This is a genomic window from Streptomyces nojiriensis (assembly GCF_017639205.1).
Classification (GTDB): Bacteria; Actinomycetota; Actinomycetes; order Streptomycetales; family Streptomycetaceae; genus Streptomyces; species Streptomyces nojiriensis.
The window spans coordinates 3,186,924-3,203,441 of the sequence record NZ_CP071139.1; the positions used below are offsets into that span (position 1 = coordinate 3,186,924).

Consider the following 16,518-nt stretch of genomic DNA (forward strand, 5'->3'; position numbering starts at 1 on the left):
CGCCTGCGTTTGAGGCGCGGGGGTCCGGGGGCAGCGCCCCCGGCAACGGCGCCGCGCCCGGCTCAGTGGTGGATCTGCGTGACCACCACGTCGAGGGACCAGGCCTTGCCCGCCTTCGCGGGGGCCTCGGCCTCGACCGTGTACCCCAGGTCCCGCAGGGCCGTGACCAGCTCCGCGGGCGAAGCCGGGGCGGCACCGGCCAGCAGCAGGTCCCGGACCAGCCGCCCCTTCGTCGCCTTGTTGAAGTGGCTCACCACCGACCGCTTCTCCACCCCGTCCACCAGCTGCGAGTGCAGCACCCGGACGGTCGCGGTCCGCCCCGCCACCTCACCCTTCGGCTTCCACGCGGCCCCGTACGCCGCCGACCGCAGGTCCAGCACCAGCCCGTCTCCGGCCGCCTCCGGCATGACCTCCGCCATCGGCCCCCGCCAGTACGCGCCGAGCGCGCCCAGCCCGGGCAGCTTCACCCCCATCGAGCAGCGGTACGAGGGGATCGCGTCGCCGACCCGCACCGCGCCCCACAGCCCCGAGAAGACGAGCAGCGCGGCCTCGGCCGACGCCCGCGCCGCCGCGGGCAGGTCGGCCAGGCCCAGCGCGTCGTAGAGCACGCCCGTGTAGATCTCGCCCGCCGGCCGGGCCCCCGCCGTACGCAGCTCCGCGTTCTTGGCGACCTCGCCGCGCAGGCCCTCGCTCAGGCCCAGCACCTCGCGCGCCTTCGTCTCGTCCGCCGCGCACAGCTCGACCAGCTCCTCCAGCACCGCCGCACGGGCCGGGGCCAGACCGGGCAGCGACAGCGCCTCCGGCTTCAGGGGTGCGCCGGAGCCGCCGGCGGCCTTTCCTTCGGACGGCGGCAGCAGCACGAGCACGGTGGTTCTCCTTCGGTACGACATCGCAGGGGGTGCGGCCCCCGGGCCAGGGTAGACGTCCGCCGCCCCCGCTCGCCGCGCCGTCCGCGCCCCCCGCACCTACGCTCGACGCATGCCACGCCGTCAGATGCACATGACCGGCGCAGACGGGGCTGCTCTGCGGGCCGCGCTGCGTGAACTGCGGACGAAGCTGGAGGTGCCCGAGGCGTTCCCGGCCGCAGTCCTCGCCGAGGCCGAGCACGCGGCGGCGCACCCCAGCCTCCCCGACCTGGACAGTACGGACATCCCCTTCTTCACGATCGACCCGCCGGCCTCCGTCGACCTCGACCAGGCCATGCACCTGGCGAAGCGCTCCGGCGGCGGATACCGGGTGCACTACGCCATCGCCGACGTCGCCGCGTTCGTCACCCCCGGCGGAGCGCTCGACTCCGAGGCCCACCGCCGTGTGACCACCCTCTACTTCCCCGACGGAAACGTCCCGCTGCACCCCGCCGTCCTCTCGGAGGGCGCGGCCAGCCTGCTGCCCGACCAGGTCCGCCCGGCCCTGGTGTGGCGCTTCGACCTGGACCCCGACGGCCGGGTCGAGACCGTCGACGTCCGCCGCGCGCTGATCCGCAGCCGGGCCCGGCTCGACTACGACGGCGTCCAGAAGGCCATCGACACCGGAACGGCGGAGGAGCCGCTCGCCCTCCTGAAGGACATCGGCCGGCTCCGCGAGGCCCTGGAACAGGCGCGCGGCGGCATCTCCCTCAACGTGCCCGAGCAGGAGATCGTCGCGCGCGACGGCACGTACGCCCTGGCCTACCGCGCCCCGCTGCCCGCCGACGGGTGGAACGCGCAGCTCTCCCTGATGACCGGCATGGCCGCGGCCGATCTGATGCTGGCCACCGGCACCGGCATCCTGCGTACGCTGCCCAGCGCCCCCGACGGCGCTGTCGGCCGGCTCCGGCGGACCGCGAAGGCCCTGCGGATCGACTGGCCGCACCACGTGCCGTACGCCGAACTCGTGCGCTCCCTCGACCCGCACCGCCCCGCCCACGCCGCCTTCCTCCAGGAGTGCACCGCCCTGCTGCGCGGCGCGGGCTACACGGCCTTCACCGGCGGCGAGAGCCCCGACCCGGCGATCCATTCCGCGGTGGCGGCCCCGTACACGCACTGCACGGCGCCGCTGCGCCGCCTCGTCGACCGGTACACCGGGGAACTGTGCGTGGCGGCGATGGCCGGGACCGAACCCCCGGCGTGGGTCATGGCGGCGCTCCCCGCGCTCCCGGACGAGATGGCGGAGGGCGGCCGGCTGGCGAACACGGTGGAACGGGAGTCCGTGGACCTGGTCGAGGCCGCCGTGCTGAAGGACCGGGTCGGGGAGACCTTCGAGGCCACGGTCATCGACGTCAAGGACCGGGAGCCGCTGGTGGGCACGGTCCACCTGGAGGACCCGGCGGTCGTCGGCCGCGTCCGGTCCACCACGCTCGACCTGCCCCTGGGCGACCGGATCCGGGTCCGGCTGACGGAGGCCGACCCGGGCACGTCGAAGATCCTCTTCGCGCCGGTCTAGGCCGGCTGTCGGCGCAGGGCGGTGACGAGGGCGCGCGGGTCGTCGGCGTGGAAGCGGACGGTCCGGGCCTCGCCCGTGGCGCCGAGCGGCCGGGTGAAGGGGAGCGGCCGGTTCAGTTCCAGGGTGACGGAGGTCTGGCTGCCGACGATGAGGTCGAGCACCCCGTCCTCGGACAGCGTGACCAGCCGGCCCTCGGGATAGCGCCGGTCCACCCGTACGGAGGCCACCGCGTCCGCCGGTACGGCCAGGTCGAACAGGGCCCCGTAGCGGATCCGCAGGGACCCGTCGGGGCGGACCACGTGCGGCCGGGTCACGCACGCGGCGTGCAGCGCGAGGACGAGCAGGATTCCGTACACGTCCAGCACCAGCACCACCCGGTGCACCGTCGGCCAGGGGATGAGCAGGGCCAGGCCGATGGTCTCGATCACCGACACGAAGAGCATCCCGTACATCATGGCCGTCTGCGGTCCGGTGTACGCGGCGGCGAGGTCCCCGGGGCGCACCCCGTGCCTGCCGCGGACGGCCCACCGGCCGAGGGAGGCGGCGGCGCGCAGCTCGTGCAGCACCAGCCGCCGCACCTGTACGGGGACCACGGCCCGGACCGCCGCGCGACCGGCGGCCCGCCGGTCGGCGCCACGGGCCCGCTCGGAGGCGTAGAGGCCGTACAGCACCCGGGCCTCCAGCAGCAGCACTCCGACGAGGAGCGCCTCGGTGGCGGCGAGCGCCCACCCGGGCAGGCGCACCCCCGCCGCCAGGCACACCACGAGCACCAGCTCCGCCGGGACGACGGCGGTGACGGCGATGCGCGCCGCCCGTATGCGGGTCATCCCCGCCCCCTCTCGATGAACGCCTCCATGACGAGGCGGACGACTTCGGCCTGCGCGGGCGCGTACTCGGCGAGCAGCGCCTCCTTGAACCCGGTCACGACCACCCCGTCGGCGGGGATCGCGGCGAACACCTCGTCGGGGACGGCCGCCACCAGCTCCGCCGCCAGGGGCGGGATCCGCGGGTCGTCCACGGGCGCGTCGGCGAGCTCGTCGAGGCGCACGTACAGGGCGAGCACGGCGGGATCGGCGGCCAGTGGCCCGAGCGCGGCGTACATCTCCTGGCCGCCCGCCCCCGTCGCATCGAGCAGGGTCAGGTGTTCGCGGTCCTTCGCGGCGGCCGGCGAGTCGGTCTGCGGCGCCTTCGCCAGCAGCGCGGCGAGCCCGGGCGAGAGCGGTTCGGCCTCCCCGGGCCCGGCGGCGAGCAGCACGGCGAGGCGGCGCCGCCGCTCCTGGATCTCGGCCTCCTGCCGGGCGAGGTCGGCGTCGAGTTCCGTGAGGACGTCGGCGAGTTCGCGCCCGGCGTCGTCCGCGAGGACGTCCCGCACCTCGTCGAGGCTGAGCCCGAGCTCGGTGAGCCGGCGTACGCGGGCCAGCAGCACGGCGTCGCGGAGGCTGTAGGCCCGGTAGCCGTTGGGACGCCGCTCCGGTTCCGGGAGCAGCCCGACATGGTGGTAGTGCCGGATCGCCCGGGTGGTGAGCCCGACGACCGCGGCGATCTCTCCGATCCGCATGCCCCCAGTAGAAACCCTGCCGCTGCGTCAAGGTCAAGCGAGGTCGGGCACGGCCGTCGCCCCGGGTAACATGGTCGCCACGGCAGACGAGTCGGCCGGGCGGCCGCGTCGGGATCCTCGGATCCCGCCGAGGAACGTCCGGGCTCCACAGGGCAGGGTGGTGGGTAACGCCCACCCGGGGTGACCCGCGGGACAGTGCCACAGAAAACAGACCGCCAGGGGCTTCGGCCCTCGGTAAGGGTGAAACGGTGGTGTAAGAGACCACCAGCGCCTGAGGTGACTCAGGCGGCTAGGTAAACCCCACCCGGAGCAAGGTCAAGAGGATCCGTCCCCGGACGGGTCTGCGCGAACGCTCGAGGGCTGCCCGCCCGAGTTCGCGGGTAGACCGCACGAGGCCGGTGGCAACACCGGTCCTAGATGGATGGCCGTCTCCCCGGCGACCGCGAGGTCACCGGGCGACAGAACCCGGCGTACAGGCCGGCTCGTCTGCCGCTTCCACTCCCGTTCGGGGGCAAGCGGTTCTCTCTCCGGCTCGGCTCCTGCCGGCCGGTGGTGCCGGGGCTCTGCCCCGGACCCCGCGCCTCAATCGCCGGCGGGGCTGGGTGGTGTGGGGCGGTGCCCCGCCGGAGTGTCTCCTCGGCTCGCGCGGTACCGCATGTCTCGGCTGTACCCGGCGGTGCGCGCTCGTCCTGCGGGGACACTCCGCCGTGTCCCCACCCCACGGCAGGACTTCGGCAGTGCCCCCGAAGCCGCCCCGACGCGTGGGGAGCGGGGACGGGCAGGGGTGTCCCCGCAGGACGAGCGCGCACCCCCGATCCACAGCCGAGACATGCCCGACCGCGCGAGCCGAGGAGACACCCCTGCCCGGCCCCGCGCACCGGCCTGCACCGCGACGGATCCGGCCCGGCCCCCCCGCCAGGGGTACGGCACCGAGCCCGGATCCCGCCCAGCCCCCCGCCAGGGGCACCGCACCGCGACCGGACCCCGCCCGGCCCCCCGCCAGGGCTACCGCAGGTGGGACGTGTCGTTCAGGAGACGGACCGAGGCGTTCCCGTCCGCGTAGTAGGCCACCGCCGAGAGGGAGGCCGCCGAGAGCTCCATGCGGAACAGGGCTTCCGGCGGGGCTCCCAGCGCCAGCCGGACCAGGATCTTGACCGGGGTCACGTGGGTGACCAGCAGGACCGTGCGGCCCGCGTGGGCGGACAGCAGGCGGTCGCGGGTGGCCGAGATCCGGCGGGTGGCGGACATGAAGCTCTCGCCGCCGCCCGTGGGGGCCGCCTTCGGGGAGTCCAGCCAGGCCTGGAGGTCGTCCGGGAAGCGCTGCTGCACCTCGGCGAAGGTCAGCCCCTCCCATGCCCCGAAGTCCACCTCGCGCAGGCCCTCTTCGACCGTCACGGTGAGGCCGAGGCGGTCCGCGACCGCGTGGGCGGTCTCACGGCAGCGGAGCAGCGGGGAGCTGATGACCGTCTGGATGGTGCCGCGGACGGCGAGCGCCTCGGCCACGGCGGCGGCCTGCCGGTGGCCGGCCGGGGACAGTTCGGGGTCGCTGCCGCCGCTGCCGGAGAAGCGCTTCTGCGGGGTGAGGGCGGTCTCGCCGTGCCGCAGCAGCACGAAGGTGGCCGGCGCCCCCATGTCCGGGCCCCAGCCGTGAGTGCCCGAGGCGACCGCCGGGGCATCGGCGTCGAGGCAGGGCTCGATGGCGTCCGCCAGGGTCTCGGCGTCGGCGAACAGCGTGTCGGCGAGCTCCTGGGCGGTCGTGGCCGCGGCTCCGGAGGAGGCGACCAGCGCCGCGCGGACGGCCGCGGCGCCCTTCGCCGCGTCCCCCGGCGGGCCGGCCGGCGCCGGCGGGGTGGCCAGGGCGCGCGCCGCGCCGTGGTCGAGGGCGGCCGTGGACGCCGACGGCTCCCACTGCCTGCCGCGCTTGCCCGCGTCCATGGCCTCGTTCGCGAGCCGGTCCGCGTGCTTGTTCTGCTCGCGCGGGATCCACTCGTACGTCACCTGGGCGCGCGGCAGGATCCGCGCGGCCTCGGCCGCGAGCGGCTTCATGTCCGGGTGCTTGATCTTCCAGCGGCCCGACATCTGCTCGACGACCAGCTTCGAGTCCATCCGGACCAGGACCTGCGCGTCGGACGCCAGGTCGCGGGCCGCCGTGAGCCCGGCGATCAGGCCCTTGTACTCGGCCACGTTGTTCGTCGCGACGCCGATGTACTCGGCACGCTCGGCCAGCGTCTCGCCCGTCGCCGGGTCGAGCACCACAGCGCCGTAGCCGGCCGGCCCCGGGTTGCCCCGGGACCCGCCGTCCGCCTCCACGACAAACTGCGGCATCAGATGCCCGAGTCGGCCGTACGGACCAGGATGCGGCCGCAGTTCTCGTGACGGACGACCTGGTCGCGCGCCGCGGCCTTGATCTCGTTGACCTCGGCCATGTCGAGCTCCAGCCGGCAGCCCTCGCAGCGGCGCTGGTAGAGGCGCGCGGCGCCGACCCCGCCCTGCTTGACGCGGATCTTCTCGTACAGCGCCATCAGGTCGGCGGGCATCGACGCGACGATGACCTCGCGGTCCTTGGTGACCTTCGCGACCTCGGCGTCGATCTCGGCGGTCGCCGCGTCCCGGCGCGCGGTGGCGTCCGCGGTCTTGGCCTCCAGGGCCGAGACGCGCTCGGTCAGCCCGGTGACGCGCTCCTGCGCACCCTCCAGACGCTCCATGACCTCCAGGACCACGTCCTCCAGGTCGCCCTGGCGCTTGGCGAGGGAGACGACCTCGCTCTGCAGGTTCGCCAGGTCCCGGGCCGAGATGCCCACGCCCGAGTCGAGCCGCTGCTGGTCGCGGACGGCGCGCTGGCGCACCTGGTCCACGTCCTGCTCCGCCTTGGTCTGCTCGCGCGCGGTGTCGCTCGCCTGGGTCTGGGCGGCGACGAGCAGGTCGCGCTGCTGCGCGAGGTCCTTGGTGAGCGAGTCGAGCTCGGCGTGCTCGGGGAGCGACTTGCGCTTGTGGGCGAGCTGAGACAGCCGGACGTCCAGCGCCTGGACGTCGAGAAGTCGGATCTGGTCGGCGGGCTCGGCGTTCAGTTGGGGGCTCCAGAGATAGAAGGGGGTGTGACGGACGGCGCGTGGGCCGTCCACGGGTCGGTGACCGTGCGCGAGACGTGGGTCCGCAGACCCCAGCCGTGGCGCTCGGAGATCGCGTCGAGCTGGGCTGCGGCCTGCTCGCACCAGGGCCACTCGGTGGCCCAGTGGGCGGCGTCGACGAGGGCGAGCGGGCGGCTCGTCTCGCGGGCCTCGGAGACCGGGTGGTGGCGCAGGTCGGCGGTCAGGAACACGTCCACGCCGGCGGCGCGGACCTGCGCGAAGAGGCTGTCGCCGGAGCCGCCGCTGACGGCGACGCGGCGGACCATCGCGTCCGGGTCGCCGGCCACGCGGATGCCCTGGGCGGTCGGCGGCAGCCAGGCCGCGGCGCGGGCGGCGAACTCGCGCAGGGTCTCGGGGTGGTCCAGTTCGCAGATCCGGCCGAGGCCCCGGCGGCCTTCCGGGTCGCTCGGGTCGGGCACCAGCGGGCCGGTGATCCGCAGGCCGAGGGCGCCGGCGAGGGCGTCGGAGACTCCCGGGTCGGCGGTGTCGGCGTTGGTGTGGGCGACGTGCAGCGCGATGTCGTTCTTGATCAGCGTGTGCACGACGCGGCCCTTGAAGGTGCCGGCCTCGACGGTGGTGGTGCCCCGCAGGTAGAGGGGGTGGTGGGTGATGATCAGGTCGGCGCCCAGCTTCACCGCCTCGTCGGCGATCTCCTGGACGGGGTCCACCGCGAACAGGACCCGGGTGACCTCGGCGTCCGGGTCGCCGCAGACGGTTCCGACGGCGTCCCACTGCTCGGCCCGCGAGGGGGGCCAGAGAGCGTCCAGCGCGGCGATGACTTCAGAGAGACGGGGCACGGGCCAAGGCTACCGTCCGGGGCGACCGTCCCGGTCAGGCCAGCCCTGCCGAACGGGGCCCTGCCCTTCCGGGTCGGACAGATCGTCTGATTCCCACCCGGGCCCCAGCCCGCCCGAGCCGCCCCCGGCCCCGTGCCCGCGGCGCCGCGAGGACCACCGCGCGCCGCCACGCAGGACTTCGAGGGACTGACGGCCGTCGCCCCTTCCGCAGCGGAGCGCCCCGGCACGGGCCCGCGGAGCCGCAGGGACGGGCCGCGCAGCACAACCGCCTCGTCCGGCACGCGCGAATCGCCGCCCGGACACCCGTATGTGTGAAGCGGTGTTGGTGGTGTTGTTCGCCGGGAAGCCCGAAAACTAGCTTCCCCCCCGGAGGTGACCACGGATGACCGTCTGTGCCATCGAAATGACGACCACGGCCGCGTTCAGCATTGCCGCGGACGGGTCGTACGCGGCCCGGCTGGCCGGGGAGGGCGACGCGCTCTACGCGGAGCGCTGGACCCTCGCCGGGCCCGAGCCGTACGCGGTACCGCTGCCGCTCGCGCAGCCCGAGGAGGCGGACAGCGAGGTGCTGCCGCTGGCCGACGGGCGCGTGCTGATCCACCGGCGGGTGGCGGAGCGGCACGCCTTCGCGCTGCTGTACCCGACGGGGGCCGAGGCCGGGCCGAGCACCGGGGAGCTCCAGCTGGGCGGGGTGGACGTGCGGGAGGGCGTACGGGTGCGCCTGCTCCCGCCGTGCCCGGGCGGAACCGCAGCCTTCGCCCTGGCTGCGGAGGACACCGTGAGCACGGTCTGGCAGGTGGCCGGGGGCCCGTCGGGGCCGCAGCCCGTCGCCCGGATCCCGGGGCGGTGCTCGGGCGGCGTCTGGCTGGACCGGGCGGGCCGGCTGCTGGCCCTGGACCGCGAGCTGGACGGCACCACCAAGGCCGTCGCCGTGGACCTGGGGCGCGCCGAGGTGTCCCCGCTGCTGCAGATCACCGAGGACAGCGACGACCGGCTGCTGCTGGCCGACCCGGACAGCGGGCTGCTGCTGATCCGCTCCGACGCCCCGGGCACCTCGCGCCTGGGCTGGGGCGTGTCGGGCAGCTCCCTGCCCGTCCGCTTCCCGGAGTGCCTGGCCCGGCTGGGGGACGCGTACCCGTTCGCGGCCCAGCCCGGCCAGTCCCTGATGCCGGAGACCTCCGGGGTGGCGCTGCGGCTGCCCGATGGCGACATCGGCCTGTGGCGCCCCGCCGACCGGCGCGTCTTCCGGCTCGGCGCCCCGGCGGGCTGGCTCGGCGGGACCGGGCTGTGGAGCCCGCAGGGCCGCCTGCACCTGCCGTACGCGACGCCCGAGGTGCCCTGCGGGATCGTCGGCCTGAACCTGCCGGCCTCCCCGCCCCCGCCCCCGCCGGTGGTGGTCCTGGATCCGCCCACGCCGACCGCCCCCCGCCCCGTCCCCCTCCAGCAGGCACCGCTGGCCGGGCGATAGGAACGGAGGGCGCTCGCCTTCCTACAGGCCTAGCCGTGCTTGAGGCCCAGCACCTCCGCCGCGGCGAAGGTCTCGTTCGCCGGGCGGGACGCGTAGTGCGGGGTCAGGAGCCCGTCGAGCTCCTCGAAGGAGAAGGACTCCTTGGCCGTGTCGAACTTGGCGGCCACCTTCGGGCGCTCCATGACGACCACGATCCCGCCGTGGACGACGAACAGCTGGCCGTTGGCCCTGGCGGAGGCGGGCGAGGCCAGGTACCCGACGAGCGGTGCGACGTGCTCGGGGGCGAGGGCGTCCAGCTCGCCCTCCTCCGGGACCTCGAAGCCGGCGAAGACGTCCTCGGTCATCCGGGTACGGGCGCGCGGGCAGATGGCGTTGGCCGTCACCCCGTACTTCGCGAGCGCCAGCGCGGTCGAGGTGGTCAGGCCCACGATGCCGCCCTTGGCCGCCGCGTAGTTCGGCTGGCCGGCCGAACCGCCGAGGAAGGCCTCGGAGGAGGTGTTGACGATCCGGCCGTAGACCGGGCCGCCCGCCGCCTTCGAGCGCTCGCGCCAGTGCGCGGACGCGAAGTGGGTGGTGTTGAAGTGGCCCTTGAGGTGGACCCGGATCACCGAGTCCCACTCCTCCTCCGACATCGAGAAGACCATCCGGTCGCGCAGGATGCCCGCGTTGTTGACCAGCACGTCCAGCTTCCCGAAGCTGGACACCGCCAGCTCGACCAGTTCCCGCGCCTGCTCGAAGTCGGCCACGTCGCCCAGGTGCGCCACCGCCCGGCCGCCCGCCGCGCGGATCTCCGCGGCGACCTCCTCCGCCGGGGCGGCCGAGGCCCCCCCGGAGCCGTCCCGGCCCGGCTGGCCGAAGTCGTTGACGACCACGCTCGCGCCGAGCCGCGCGAGCTCGATCGCCTCGGCCCGGCCGAGCCCGCGGCCCGCACCCGTCACGATGGCGGAGAGCCCCTCAAGTGGGAGTGACATCCGTAGCGTTCCTCTCAGAGCGGGTCAGAGTTCGATGCAGGTGCGCAGGGCGACACCCGTACGCATCTGGTCGAGCGCGTCGTTGATCTCGGCGAGCTGCACCCGGTGCGTGATCAGGCTCGCCAGGTCCACCCGGCCGGCCCGCCACAGCGCGATGGTGCGCTCGTAGGAGCGGAGCACGTCCCCGCCGCCGTACATCGACGGCAGGATCTTCTTCTCGTCGAAGAAGAGCGAGAACATGTCGATCTGGAAGTTGTCGTCCAGCGCGCCCGCGCCGACGATCACCACGCTCCCGCCGCGGCGGGTCATCTTGTAGGCGGTCTGCGCGGTGGCGGACTTGCCGACGACCTCGAAGACGTAGTCGAAGCCCTCGCCGCCGGTGATCCGGTTCTTGGCGTCGTCGAAGGCCTCCGGCCCCACGGCCTCGGTGGCCCCGAACCGCAGGGCCGCCTCGCGCCGCGACTCCACCGGGTCGACGGCGATAATCTGGGCCGCGCCCTGGACCTTGGCCCCCTGGATGACGGATATGCCGACGCCGCCGCAGCCGATGACGGCCACCGAGGATCCGGCCTCCACCTTGGCGGTGTTGATGGCGGCGCCGAGGCCGGTGGTGACACCGCAGCCGATGAGCGCGGCGATGTCGAAGGGCACGTCGTCGGGGATCGGGACGGCGCAGGCGGCGTCGACCACGAGCTCCTCGGCGAAGGTGCCGGTCGCGGCGAAGCCGAAGATGTCGCCGCCCGCGCGGCGGAAGTTGGGGGTGCCCGCGTTGACCAGGCTCGCCAGGCACAGGTGGCCCTGGCCGCGCTTGCAGGAGGGACAGTGGCCGCACGGCGGCAGCCAGCAGACGAGGACCCGGTCGCCCTGCTTGAGGGTGGTCACCCCGTCACCGACGTCGGAGATCACCCCGGAGCCCTCGTGGCCCGGGACGAAGGGGGCGGGCTGTGGCAGGACGCCGCTCATCGCGGAGAGGTCCGAGTGGCACAGGCCGGTGGCCTTGATCCGGATCTTCACCTTGCCGGGGCCGAGGCCGACGGCCTCCATGTCGTCGACGACCTCGAGCTTGTCCTGGCCGATCTCGCTCTGCAGTGCTGCGCGCACGGTGCGGCTCCTTGGGTCTCGTACGGTCTTGTTCTCGCCTGTTCTCGTCCTCTGGGTTACGCGTGTTCGACGACGGTGTCGGCGAGGACCGGCGCGTCGTCCCGTTCTGCGGCGGTCACCGAGACCTGGACCCGGCCGGGCTCCTGCCACATCCGGATCCGCAGGGTCTCGCCCGGGAAGACGATCCCGGCGAAGCGCGTGCGGTAGGCGCGGACCCGGGAGACGTCCCCGCCCAGGGCCGTGTCGACGACGGCCTTGAGGGTCATCCCGTACGAGCACAGGCCGTGCAGGATCGGCCGGTCGAAGCCGGCCAGCTTGGCGAACTCGGGGTCGGCGTGCAGCGGGTTCCAGTCGCCGGAGAGGCGGTAGAGGAGCGCCTGGTCCTCGCGGATGTGCCGCTCCTCGGTCCGGTCGGGCGCGCGCCCGGGGAGCTCCTCCTTGGCCGAGGGTCCGCGCTCACCGCCGAAGCCGCCCTCCCCGCGTACGAAGATCTGCGCGTCGCTCGTCCACAGCGGGCCGTCGGCGTCCGCGACCTCGGAGCGCAGCACGATCACGGCCGCCTTGCCCTTGTCGTAGACGGCGGCGACCTTCGAGCGGGAGGTGGCCCGCCCCTTGACGGGGATGGGCCGGTGCAGCTCGATGGAGTGGCCGCCGTGCAGGACGGCGGCGAGGTTGACGTCGATCCCGGGTGCGGCGAGGCCGCCGAGCATGGCCATGCCGGCGCCGGCGACGGTCGCGAAGCTGGGCAGGACGTGGAGCTTGGATTCGAGGGTGTAGCGCAGCTCGTCCGGGTCGGTGGCCGGCAGGCCCGCGCCGAGGCCGAGGTGGTAGAGCTGGATGTCCTTGTGGTCCCAGCCGATGTCCCCCAGGCGGGGGTCGGCGGCGAGGGCCTTGGCGGCATCGATCGGCATGGGGATGCTGCTCCCTGTCGTTGGAGAACCGGGGCCGTGGAAGACCTCGGCGCGGCCGTCCGCACCGTCGGCCGCACCGAGGTCGTATGCGGGGGCCGGTTCTAGAACGCGTTCTAGGCCCGGCCGGTGAGGGAATGTATAACGCACGCCCCCACACTTGGGAAGACTCTTGACTTCACGTCAGATCCGCTGCGTGCGGGGCGTGTTGCGTGCCCGCCGGGAGGCGGGGCAATACCCTGCCCGGGTGGAAGAAATGCCTGTTGACCACCGTGAGGTGCGCGCCCTGCGCGTCCTGCTGGAGCCGCCGAATCCGGCCCTGGCGCTCCAGCTCGGCCTCCAGCCGGACATCGAGGTCGTCCGGGACCCCATGGCCCGGCCCGCGGTGGCCCTGGTGGAGGAGCTCGCGGCCGTGACCGCCCTGCTGGCCGACGACCCGGAGTGCCGGGTGCTCGTCCTGACGGGCTCGGCGCACCCGGGCCTGGCGGAGGCAGCCCTCGCCGCGGGCGCGGTGGGGCTGGTGCTGCGGGACGGCCCGGTCGCGGACCTGGCGGACTGCGTCCGGCGCGCCTCGACGGGCGAGACCGTGGTGGACCCCGCCCTGGGGTGAACCCCGGTGAATCCTTTTGCGGCTCGCACGCCTCTTATGCATGTGCCGGCGCAGAGGTTCGGCACCTGACCCGGAGGTTGTCGTGATCACTGCTGTCGCCGTAGGCGCCGTCGTACTGCTCCTGCTCTGCACCTGCACCGTCCTCGTGGCGCGCCGGCGGAGCCGCTCCCGTGGCTGAGTCGACCTGGCCCGCCGAGCCGCTGATCCTCGCCGCGCAGGGCGGGGACCTCGACGCCGTCACCGCGCTGGTCTCCGGATCGCACCCGAACGTGCGGAGGTTCGCGTACTCGCTGTGCGCCTCCCCCGAGGACGCCGAGGACGCCGCCCAGGAGGCGCTGATCATCCTCTACCGGAAGATCGGCATGCTGCGCGCGTCCGGCGCCCTGGCCTCGTGGATGTTCCGCATCGTCCGCAACGAGTGCATGCGCCGGGCCCGGCTGGTGCCGCGCGAGCGCGCCCCGCTGCCCGACTCCGCCGTGATGTCGGCCGAGGACGAGGTACTGGAGCACCTGGAGGCCGCCCGGGTGGCGCGGGCGATCGCCGCCCTCCCCGCCGACCAGCGGCGGGTGCTGATCATGCGGGACATCCAGGGCTACAGCGGGCGGATGGCGGCGGACGCGCTCGGGCTCAGCCCCGCCGCGATGAAATCACGGCTGCACCGGGCCCGCGCGGCCCTGCGCCACACCCTGTACCCGGCTCCTGGAGGCAACGATGACGATCACTGACGGCCCCGACTTCGCGAGCTCCTCCCTGCCCCGGCACCTGCTCCGCGGCGCGGTCGGCCTCGGCGCCCTGATCGGCGCCTTCGCCCTCCTCCCGCTCTACGGACCGGTCACCCTGGCCCTCGCCCCGATCGGCCTGGTGGCCCTGCGCGGCTGCCCGATGTGCTGGGCGATCGGACTGGCGCAGACGCTCTCGCGGGGCCGCCTGCAACGGGAGTGCACGGACGGCCGATGCGAACTGAAGCCGGCGTCCCGCTGACACCCTGCATGGGCTCAACCGTACGGTCCCGGCCACCGATTTGACGGATTCCGCAGCAGCGCGCATCCACCTGCTGGACCAGGATGAGAGCCCCTCAACCCAGCTTCGTGGAGGCAGAACCCATGCGCTTGTCCGCCCTGTCCACCACCGCCGCACTCGTGCTCGCGACCCTCGCGGGAGGCGCGGCCCCGGCCGCTGCCGACGCCCCGGCCGGCCCGGTCCTCCAGGTCGACCTGGACGCCGGCCAGGGCCTCCACCACAACATCGGGACGGTGATCTACGAGCGCGTCGACGGCGCGGCGAACGCGGTCAGGATCATCTCGGTGTCGATCACCAGCGGCGAGCGCGACTGCGCCTGGGTGTCGTGGAACGACCCGCACAACGTGAACGGCTGGACCAACCTGACCAGCGAGCCCTCCTGCAACGGCACCGGCCTGGGAGAGAACCCCGACATCATCATCAAGGCGCCGGTCGGCCACCCGCTCAAGGTGCGCCTGGCAGCCGACCACCCCGGCTCCGACGTGGTGCACAAGGACATCCAGAAGCTCTGACCGGGGCGGGCCGGGCGGGGCCGGGCCGGGCCGCTACGAGCCGTCGCCGGCCTGCTCGTGCCCGAAGGCGCCGAGGAGCTCGCTCTCGCCCGGGGCGGTGAACAGCCGCTTGGGCAGCGCCACGAGACACGTCCGGCGGCGCGAGCGGCCCACGAACACGTGCAGCCGGGGCGTCTCGTGGTAGTAGCGCACCTCGTCCCACACCATCCGCTGCGATTCCCCGCCGCGGAACACCTCGATGCCCGTGCCGTCCACCACGACCCGCTTCTCCTCGGCGGCCCTGCCGCTGCGGAAGCCCCGGGCCACCGCCCACCGCGGCAGCAGAAGCAGCGCGACGAGGCCGTACGCCGCCGCGATCGCGAGGGGGACGGGGTGCACGGTGAGACCTTCCGAGGACAGCGTCACGCCCGCCGAAGCGAGGAGGACCGTACCGAGGGCGGCCACCACCCGCCCCCGCCGGAACAGCCCCGCCGCCTTGGCGGCCTCGTCGTACTCGTCCCTGGTCACACTGCCGGTGGCACTGAAGGACACCTCACGTATCTCACTCACGGGAGCGGAGCCTAGCGCTCCGCCCCCATGCCCGAAAGCGCGTTCCGCAGGGCCCCGCCCGGGGAGCGGCGGCCCCGCCGGGGGCTAGGCCGTGTCCGCAAAGTCCCGCCTGCCCCGCGACGCCTGGCACCGCACCTCGCCGCGTTGTCGGGGCGCCCGAGTACGTCCAGTACACGGGCGCCCCTCCGCCTTGCCATGCTTCCCCTCGGCCCTGGCGGGCCTGGGGAGGCCCCGTGGCACCGGACGACCCGGGCTCGGCCGACAAGATCCGGAAGAGACGGCCTACCTCCGCAGCAGCGTCACCACCGCCGCGCCGCCCAGCCCGATGTTGTGCGCCAGCCCCACCCGCGCCCCTGCGACCTGCCGCGGACCGGCCTCGCCGCGCAACTGCCACACCAGCTCCGCGGCCTGCGCCAGCCCCGTCGCCCCCAGCGGATGCCCCTTGGAGATCAGCCCCCCGGAGGGGTTGACCACCCACCGCCCGCCGTACGTGGTCGCGCCCGACTCCACCAGCTTCCCGGCGGCGCCGTCCTCGCACATGCCCAGCGCCTCGTACGTCAGCAGCTCGTTGATCGAGAAGCAGTCGTGCAGCTCCACCACGTCCACGTCCTCGATGCCGAGCCCCGAGGCCTCGTACGCCTGCCGGGCCGCGGCCGCCGTCATCGGCTTGCCGACCACGTCGATGCAGGAGCCCGAGGCGAAGGAGGCCTCGGTGTCCGTCGTCATCGACTGGCCGACGATCTCCACCGCCTTGTCGTGCAGCCCGTGCCGCACCAGGAACCGCTCGGACACCACCAGCGCCGCCGCCGCGCCGTCCGAGGTCGGCGAGCACTGGAGCTTCGTCAGCGGCGCGTGGATCTCCTTCGCCGCCAGGATCTCCTCGACCGAGTACACGTCCTGGAACTGCGCGTTGGGGTTGTTCGCCGAGTGCCGGTGGTTCTTCGCGCCGACCGCCGCGAGCTGCGCGGCCGTGGTCCCGTACCGCTCCATGTGCTCGCGCGCCGCGTTGCCGAAGATCTGCGCCGTGGGCGGGGACATCTCGAAGCCGTGGCCCGCGGCCATGATCCCGTAGTGCCGGGCCACCGGCGAGGTCTTGAAGTCGCCTCCGTCGGCCCCGCCCCCGAGCGCGCCGCGCTTCATCTTCTCGAAGCCCAGCGCGAGCACGCAGTCGCTGATCCCGCCCTGTACGAACTGCCGCGCCATCATCAGCGCCGTCGAGCCCGTCGCGCAGTTGTTGTTGACGTTGTAGACCGGCACCCCGGAGAGCCCCAGCTCGTACGCGGCCCGCTGGCCGGCCGTGGAGGCCTGGAAGCAGTACCCCACCGGGACCTGCTCCACCAGGTCGTAGCCGATGCCCGCGTCGGCGAGCGCCGCCGATCCGGCCTCCTTCGCCATGTCCCAGTACTGCCAGTCCCGCGACTCCGGCTTCTCGAACTTCGTCATGCCGACGCCCACGATGTACGACTTCATGCCCG

17 protein-coding genes and 1 other RNA gene are annotated in these 16,518 nt (G+C 74.0%); 7 read left to right on the forward strand and 11 right to left on the reverse strand.

The genetic code is table 11. The features are described 5' to 3' along the window. Positions 1-62: 62 nt before the first annotated feature. Positions 63-866 (reverse strand): peroxide stress protein YaaA, encoded by an 804-nt coding sequence (yaaA, locus tag JYK04_RS14825; RefSeq protein WP_189747859.1) that lies wholly within the window; start codon positions 864-866, stop codon positions 63-65. Positions 867-978: 112 nt separating this feature from the next. Here yaaA and JYK04_RS14830 point away from each other — a divergent pair, with 112 nt between their 5' ends. After that, positions 979-2,421, forward strand: coding sequence for an RNB domain-containing ribonuclease (locus tag JYK04_RS14830; RefSeq protein WP_189747857.1), 1,443 nt, complete (start codon positions 979-981; stop codon positions 2,419-2,421). Here the strand turns inward: JYK04_RS14830 and JYK04_RS14835 are convergent. Next, positions 2,418-3,248 carry a hypothetical protein gene (locus tag JYK04_RS14835; RefSeq protein ID WP_189747855.1) on the reverse strand — a complete coding sequence of 277 codons (831 nt, stop codon included), beginning with the start codon at positions 3,246-3,248 and terminating at the stop codon, positions 2,418-2,420. The two genes, JYK04_RS14830 and JYK04_RS14835, sit on opposite strands and share 4 nt — an antisense overlap. Further along, on the reverse strand, positions 3,245-3,979 hold the full coding sequence (locus tag JYK04_RS14840; protein ID WP_189747853.1) for a MerR family transcriptional regulator: 735 nt from the start codon (positions 3,977-3,979) through the stop codon (positions 3,245-3,247). The genes JYK04_RS14835 and JYK04_RS14840 overlap by 4 nt, the downstream gene beginning before the upstream one ends. Positions 3,980-4,066: 87 nt before the next feature. On the opposite strand from JYK04_RS14840, the gene rnpB reads away from it, so the two are divergent. Then, an RNA gene (gene rnpB, locus JYK04_RS14845) (RNase P RNA component class A) lies at positions 4,067-4,468 on the forward strand. Between the two features lie 516 nt (positions 4,469-4,984). Here the strand turns inward: rnpB and JYK04_RS14850 are convergent. Genes JYK04_RS14850 through JYK04_RS14860 form a run of 3 tightly spaced genes read right to left on the reverse strand, consistent with a single transcriptional unit; the run spans position 4,985 to position 7,904 of the window. Continuing rightward, positions 4,985-6,304 carry a bifunctional RNase H/acid phosphatase gene (locus JYK04_RS14850; protein ID WP_189747851.1) on the reverse strand — a complete coding sequence of 440 codons (1,320 nt, stop codon included), beginning with the start codon at positions 6,302-6,304 and terminating at the stop codon, positions 4,985-4,987. Then, positions 6,304-7,047: a zinc ribbon domain-containing protein gene (locus JYK04_RS14855; RefSeq protein WP_189747877.1), complete on the reverse strand. Its 744-nt coding sequence runs from the start codon at positions 7,045-7,047 to the stop codon at positions 6,304-6,306. Before JYK04_RS14855 ends, JYK04_RS14850 begins: the two co-directional genes overlap by 1 nt. Beyond that, the gene (locus tag JYK04_RS14860) at positions 7,044-7,904 is read right to left on the reverse strand and encodes a Nif3-like dinuclear metal center hexameric protein (RefSeq protein WP_189747848.1); all 861 of its coding nucleotides are present in this window, start codon (positions 7,902-7,904) and stop codon (positions 7,044-7,046) included. The genes JYK04_RS14855 and JYK04_RS14860 overlap by 4 nt, the downstream gene beginning before the upstream one ends. 382 nt (positions 7,905-8,286) lie before the next feature. Between JYK04_RS14860 and JYK04_RS14865 the strand changes: the two genes are divergently transcribed. Further along, positions 8,287-9,372, forward strand: a complete 1,086-nt coding sequence (locus tag JYK04_RS14865) for a hypothetical protein (RefSeq protein WP_229876926.1) — start codon at positions 8,287-8,289, stop codon at positions 9,370-9,372. 29 nt (positions 9,373-9,401) lie between these two features. On the opposite strand, the gene JYK04_RS14870 is transcribed toward JYK04_RS14865, so the two are convergent. Genes JYK04_RS14870 through JYK04_RS14880 form a run of 3 tightly spaced genes read right to left on the reverse strand, consistent with a single transcriptional unit; the run spans position 9,402 to position 12,355 of the window. Next, positions 9,402-10,343, reverse strand: coding sequence for a 3-oxoacyl-ACP reductase (locus JYK04_RS14870; protein WP_189747841.1), 942 nt, complete (start codon positions 10,341-10,343; stop codon positions 9,402-9,404). Positions 10,344-10,367: 24 nt separating this feature from the next. Further along, positions 10,368-11,444 carry a Zn-dependent alcohol dehydrogenase gene (locus tag JYK04_RS14875; RefSeq protein WP_189747839.1) on the reverse strand — a complete coding sequence of 359 codons (1,077 nt, stop codon included), beginning with the start codon at positions 11,442-11,444 and terminating at the stop codon, positions 10,368-10,370. Between the two features lie 56 nt (positions 11,445-11,500). Continuing rightward, on the reverse strand, positions 11,501-12,355 hold the full coding sequence (locus JYK04_RS14880) for a MaoC/PaaZ C-terminal domain-containing protein (RefSeq protein WP_189747837.1): 855 nt from the start codon (positions 12,353-12,355) through the stop codon (positions 11,501-11,503). A gap of 253 nt (positions 12,356-12,608) precedes the next feature. Between JYK04_RS14880 and JYK04_RS14885 the strand changes: the two genes are divergently transcribed. The 4 genes from JYK04_RS14885 to JYK04_RS14900 all read left to right on the forward strand — a co-directional run bounded on the left by JYK04_RS14885 (position 12,609) and on the right by JYK04_RS14900 (position 14,494). Next, positions 12,609-12,962 (forward strand): response regulator transcription factor, encoded by a 354-nt coding sequence (locus JYK04_RS14885; RefSeq protein ID WP_189747835.1) that lies wholly within the window; start codon positions 12,609-12,611, stop codon positions 12,960-12,962. Between the two features lie 170 nt (positions 12,963-13,132). Further along, a complete protein-coding gene (locus tag JYK04_RS14890; RefSeq protein WP_189747833.1) occupies positions 13,133-13,687 on the forward strand; it encodes an RNA polymerase sigma factor in 555 nt (184 codons plus the stop codon). Beyond that, entirely contained in the window at positions 13,674-13,943 is a 270-nt protein-coding gene (locus JYK04_RS14895) for a hypothetical protein (RefSeq protein WP_030011827.1), read from the forward strand. The genes JYK04_RS14890 and JYK04_RS14895 overlap by 14 nt, the downstream gene beginning before the upstream one ends. A gap of 122 nt (positions 13,944-14,065) precedes the next feature. Then, on the forward strand, positions 14,066-14,494 hold the full coding sequence (locus JYK04_RS14900; protein WP_189747831.1) for a hypothetical protein: 429 nt from the start codon (positions 14,066-14,068) through the stop codon (positions 14,492-14,494). Between the two features lie 33 nt (positions 14,495-14,527). Here JYK04_RS14900 and JYK04_RS14905 read toward each other — a convergent pair whose 3' ends face one another. Next, positions 14,528-15,043: a YcxB family protein gene (locus JYK04_RS14905; RefSeq protein WP_189747829.1), complete on the reverse strand. Its 516-nt coding sequence runs from the start codon at positions 15,041-15,043 to the stop codon at positions 14,528-14,530. A 282-nt stretch (positions 15,044-15,325) separates the two neighbouring features. After that, a complete protein-coding gene (locus JYK04_RS14910) occupies positions 15,326-16,513 on the reverse strand; it encodes a lipid-transfer protein (protein WP_189747827.1) in 1,188 nt (395 codons plus the stop codon). Positions 16,514-16,518: the final 5 nt, after the last annotated feature.

Bases quoted from the DNA above. Each gene is read 5' to 3' on its own strand.
- JYK04_RS14850 (WP_189747851.1), bottom strand. From the start codon at position 6,304: ATGCCGCAGTTTGTCGTGGAGGCGGACGGCGGGTCCCGGGGCAACCCG.
- JYK04_RS14885 (WP_189747835.1), top strand. From the start codon at position 12,609: ATGCCTGTTGACCACCGTGAGGTGCGCGCCCTGCGCGTCCTGCTGGAG.
- JYK04_RS14840 (WP_189747853.1), bottom strand. From the start codon at position 3,979: ATGCGGATCGGAGAGATCGCCGCGGTCGTCGGGCTCACCACCCGGGCG.
- JYK04_RS14910 (WP_189747827.1), bottom strand. From the start codon at position 16,513: ATGAAGTCGTACATCGTGGGCGTCGGCATGACGAAGTTCGAGAAGCCG.
- JYK04_RS14865 (WP_229876926.1), top strand. From the start codon at position 8,287: ATGACCGTCTGTGCCATCGAAATGACGACCACGGCCGCGTTCAGCATT.
- JYK04_RS14900 (WP_189747831.1), top strand. From the start codon at position 14,066: ATGCGCTTGTCCGCCCTGTCCACCACCGCCGCACTCGTGCTCGCGACC.
- JYK04_RS14880 (WP_189747837.1), bottom strand. From the start codon at position 12,355: ATGCCGATCGATGCCGCCAAGGCCCTCGCCGCCGACCCCCGCCTGGGG.
- JYK04_RS14870 (WP_189747841.1), bottom strand. From the start codon at position 10,343: ATGTCACTCCCACTTGAGGGGCTCTCCGCCATCGTGACGGGTGCGGGC.
- JYK04_RS14835 (WP_189747855.1), bottom strand. From the start codon at position 3,248: ATGACCCGCATACGGGCGGCGCGCATCGCCGTCACCGCCGTCGTCCCG.
- JYK04_RS14895 (WP_030011827.1), top strand. From the start codon at position 13,674: ATGACGATCACTGACGGCCCCGACTTCGCGAGCTCCTCCCTGCCCCGG.
- JYK04_RS14830 (WP_189747857.1), top strand. From the start codon at position 979: ATGCCACGCCGTCAGATGCACATGACCGGCGCAGACGGGGCTGCTCTG.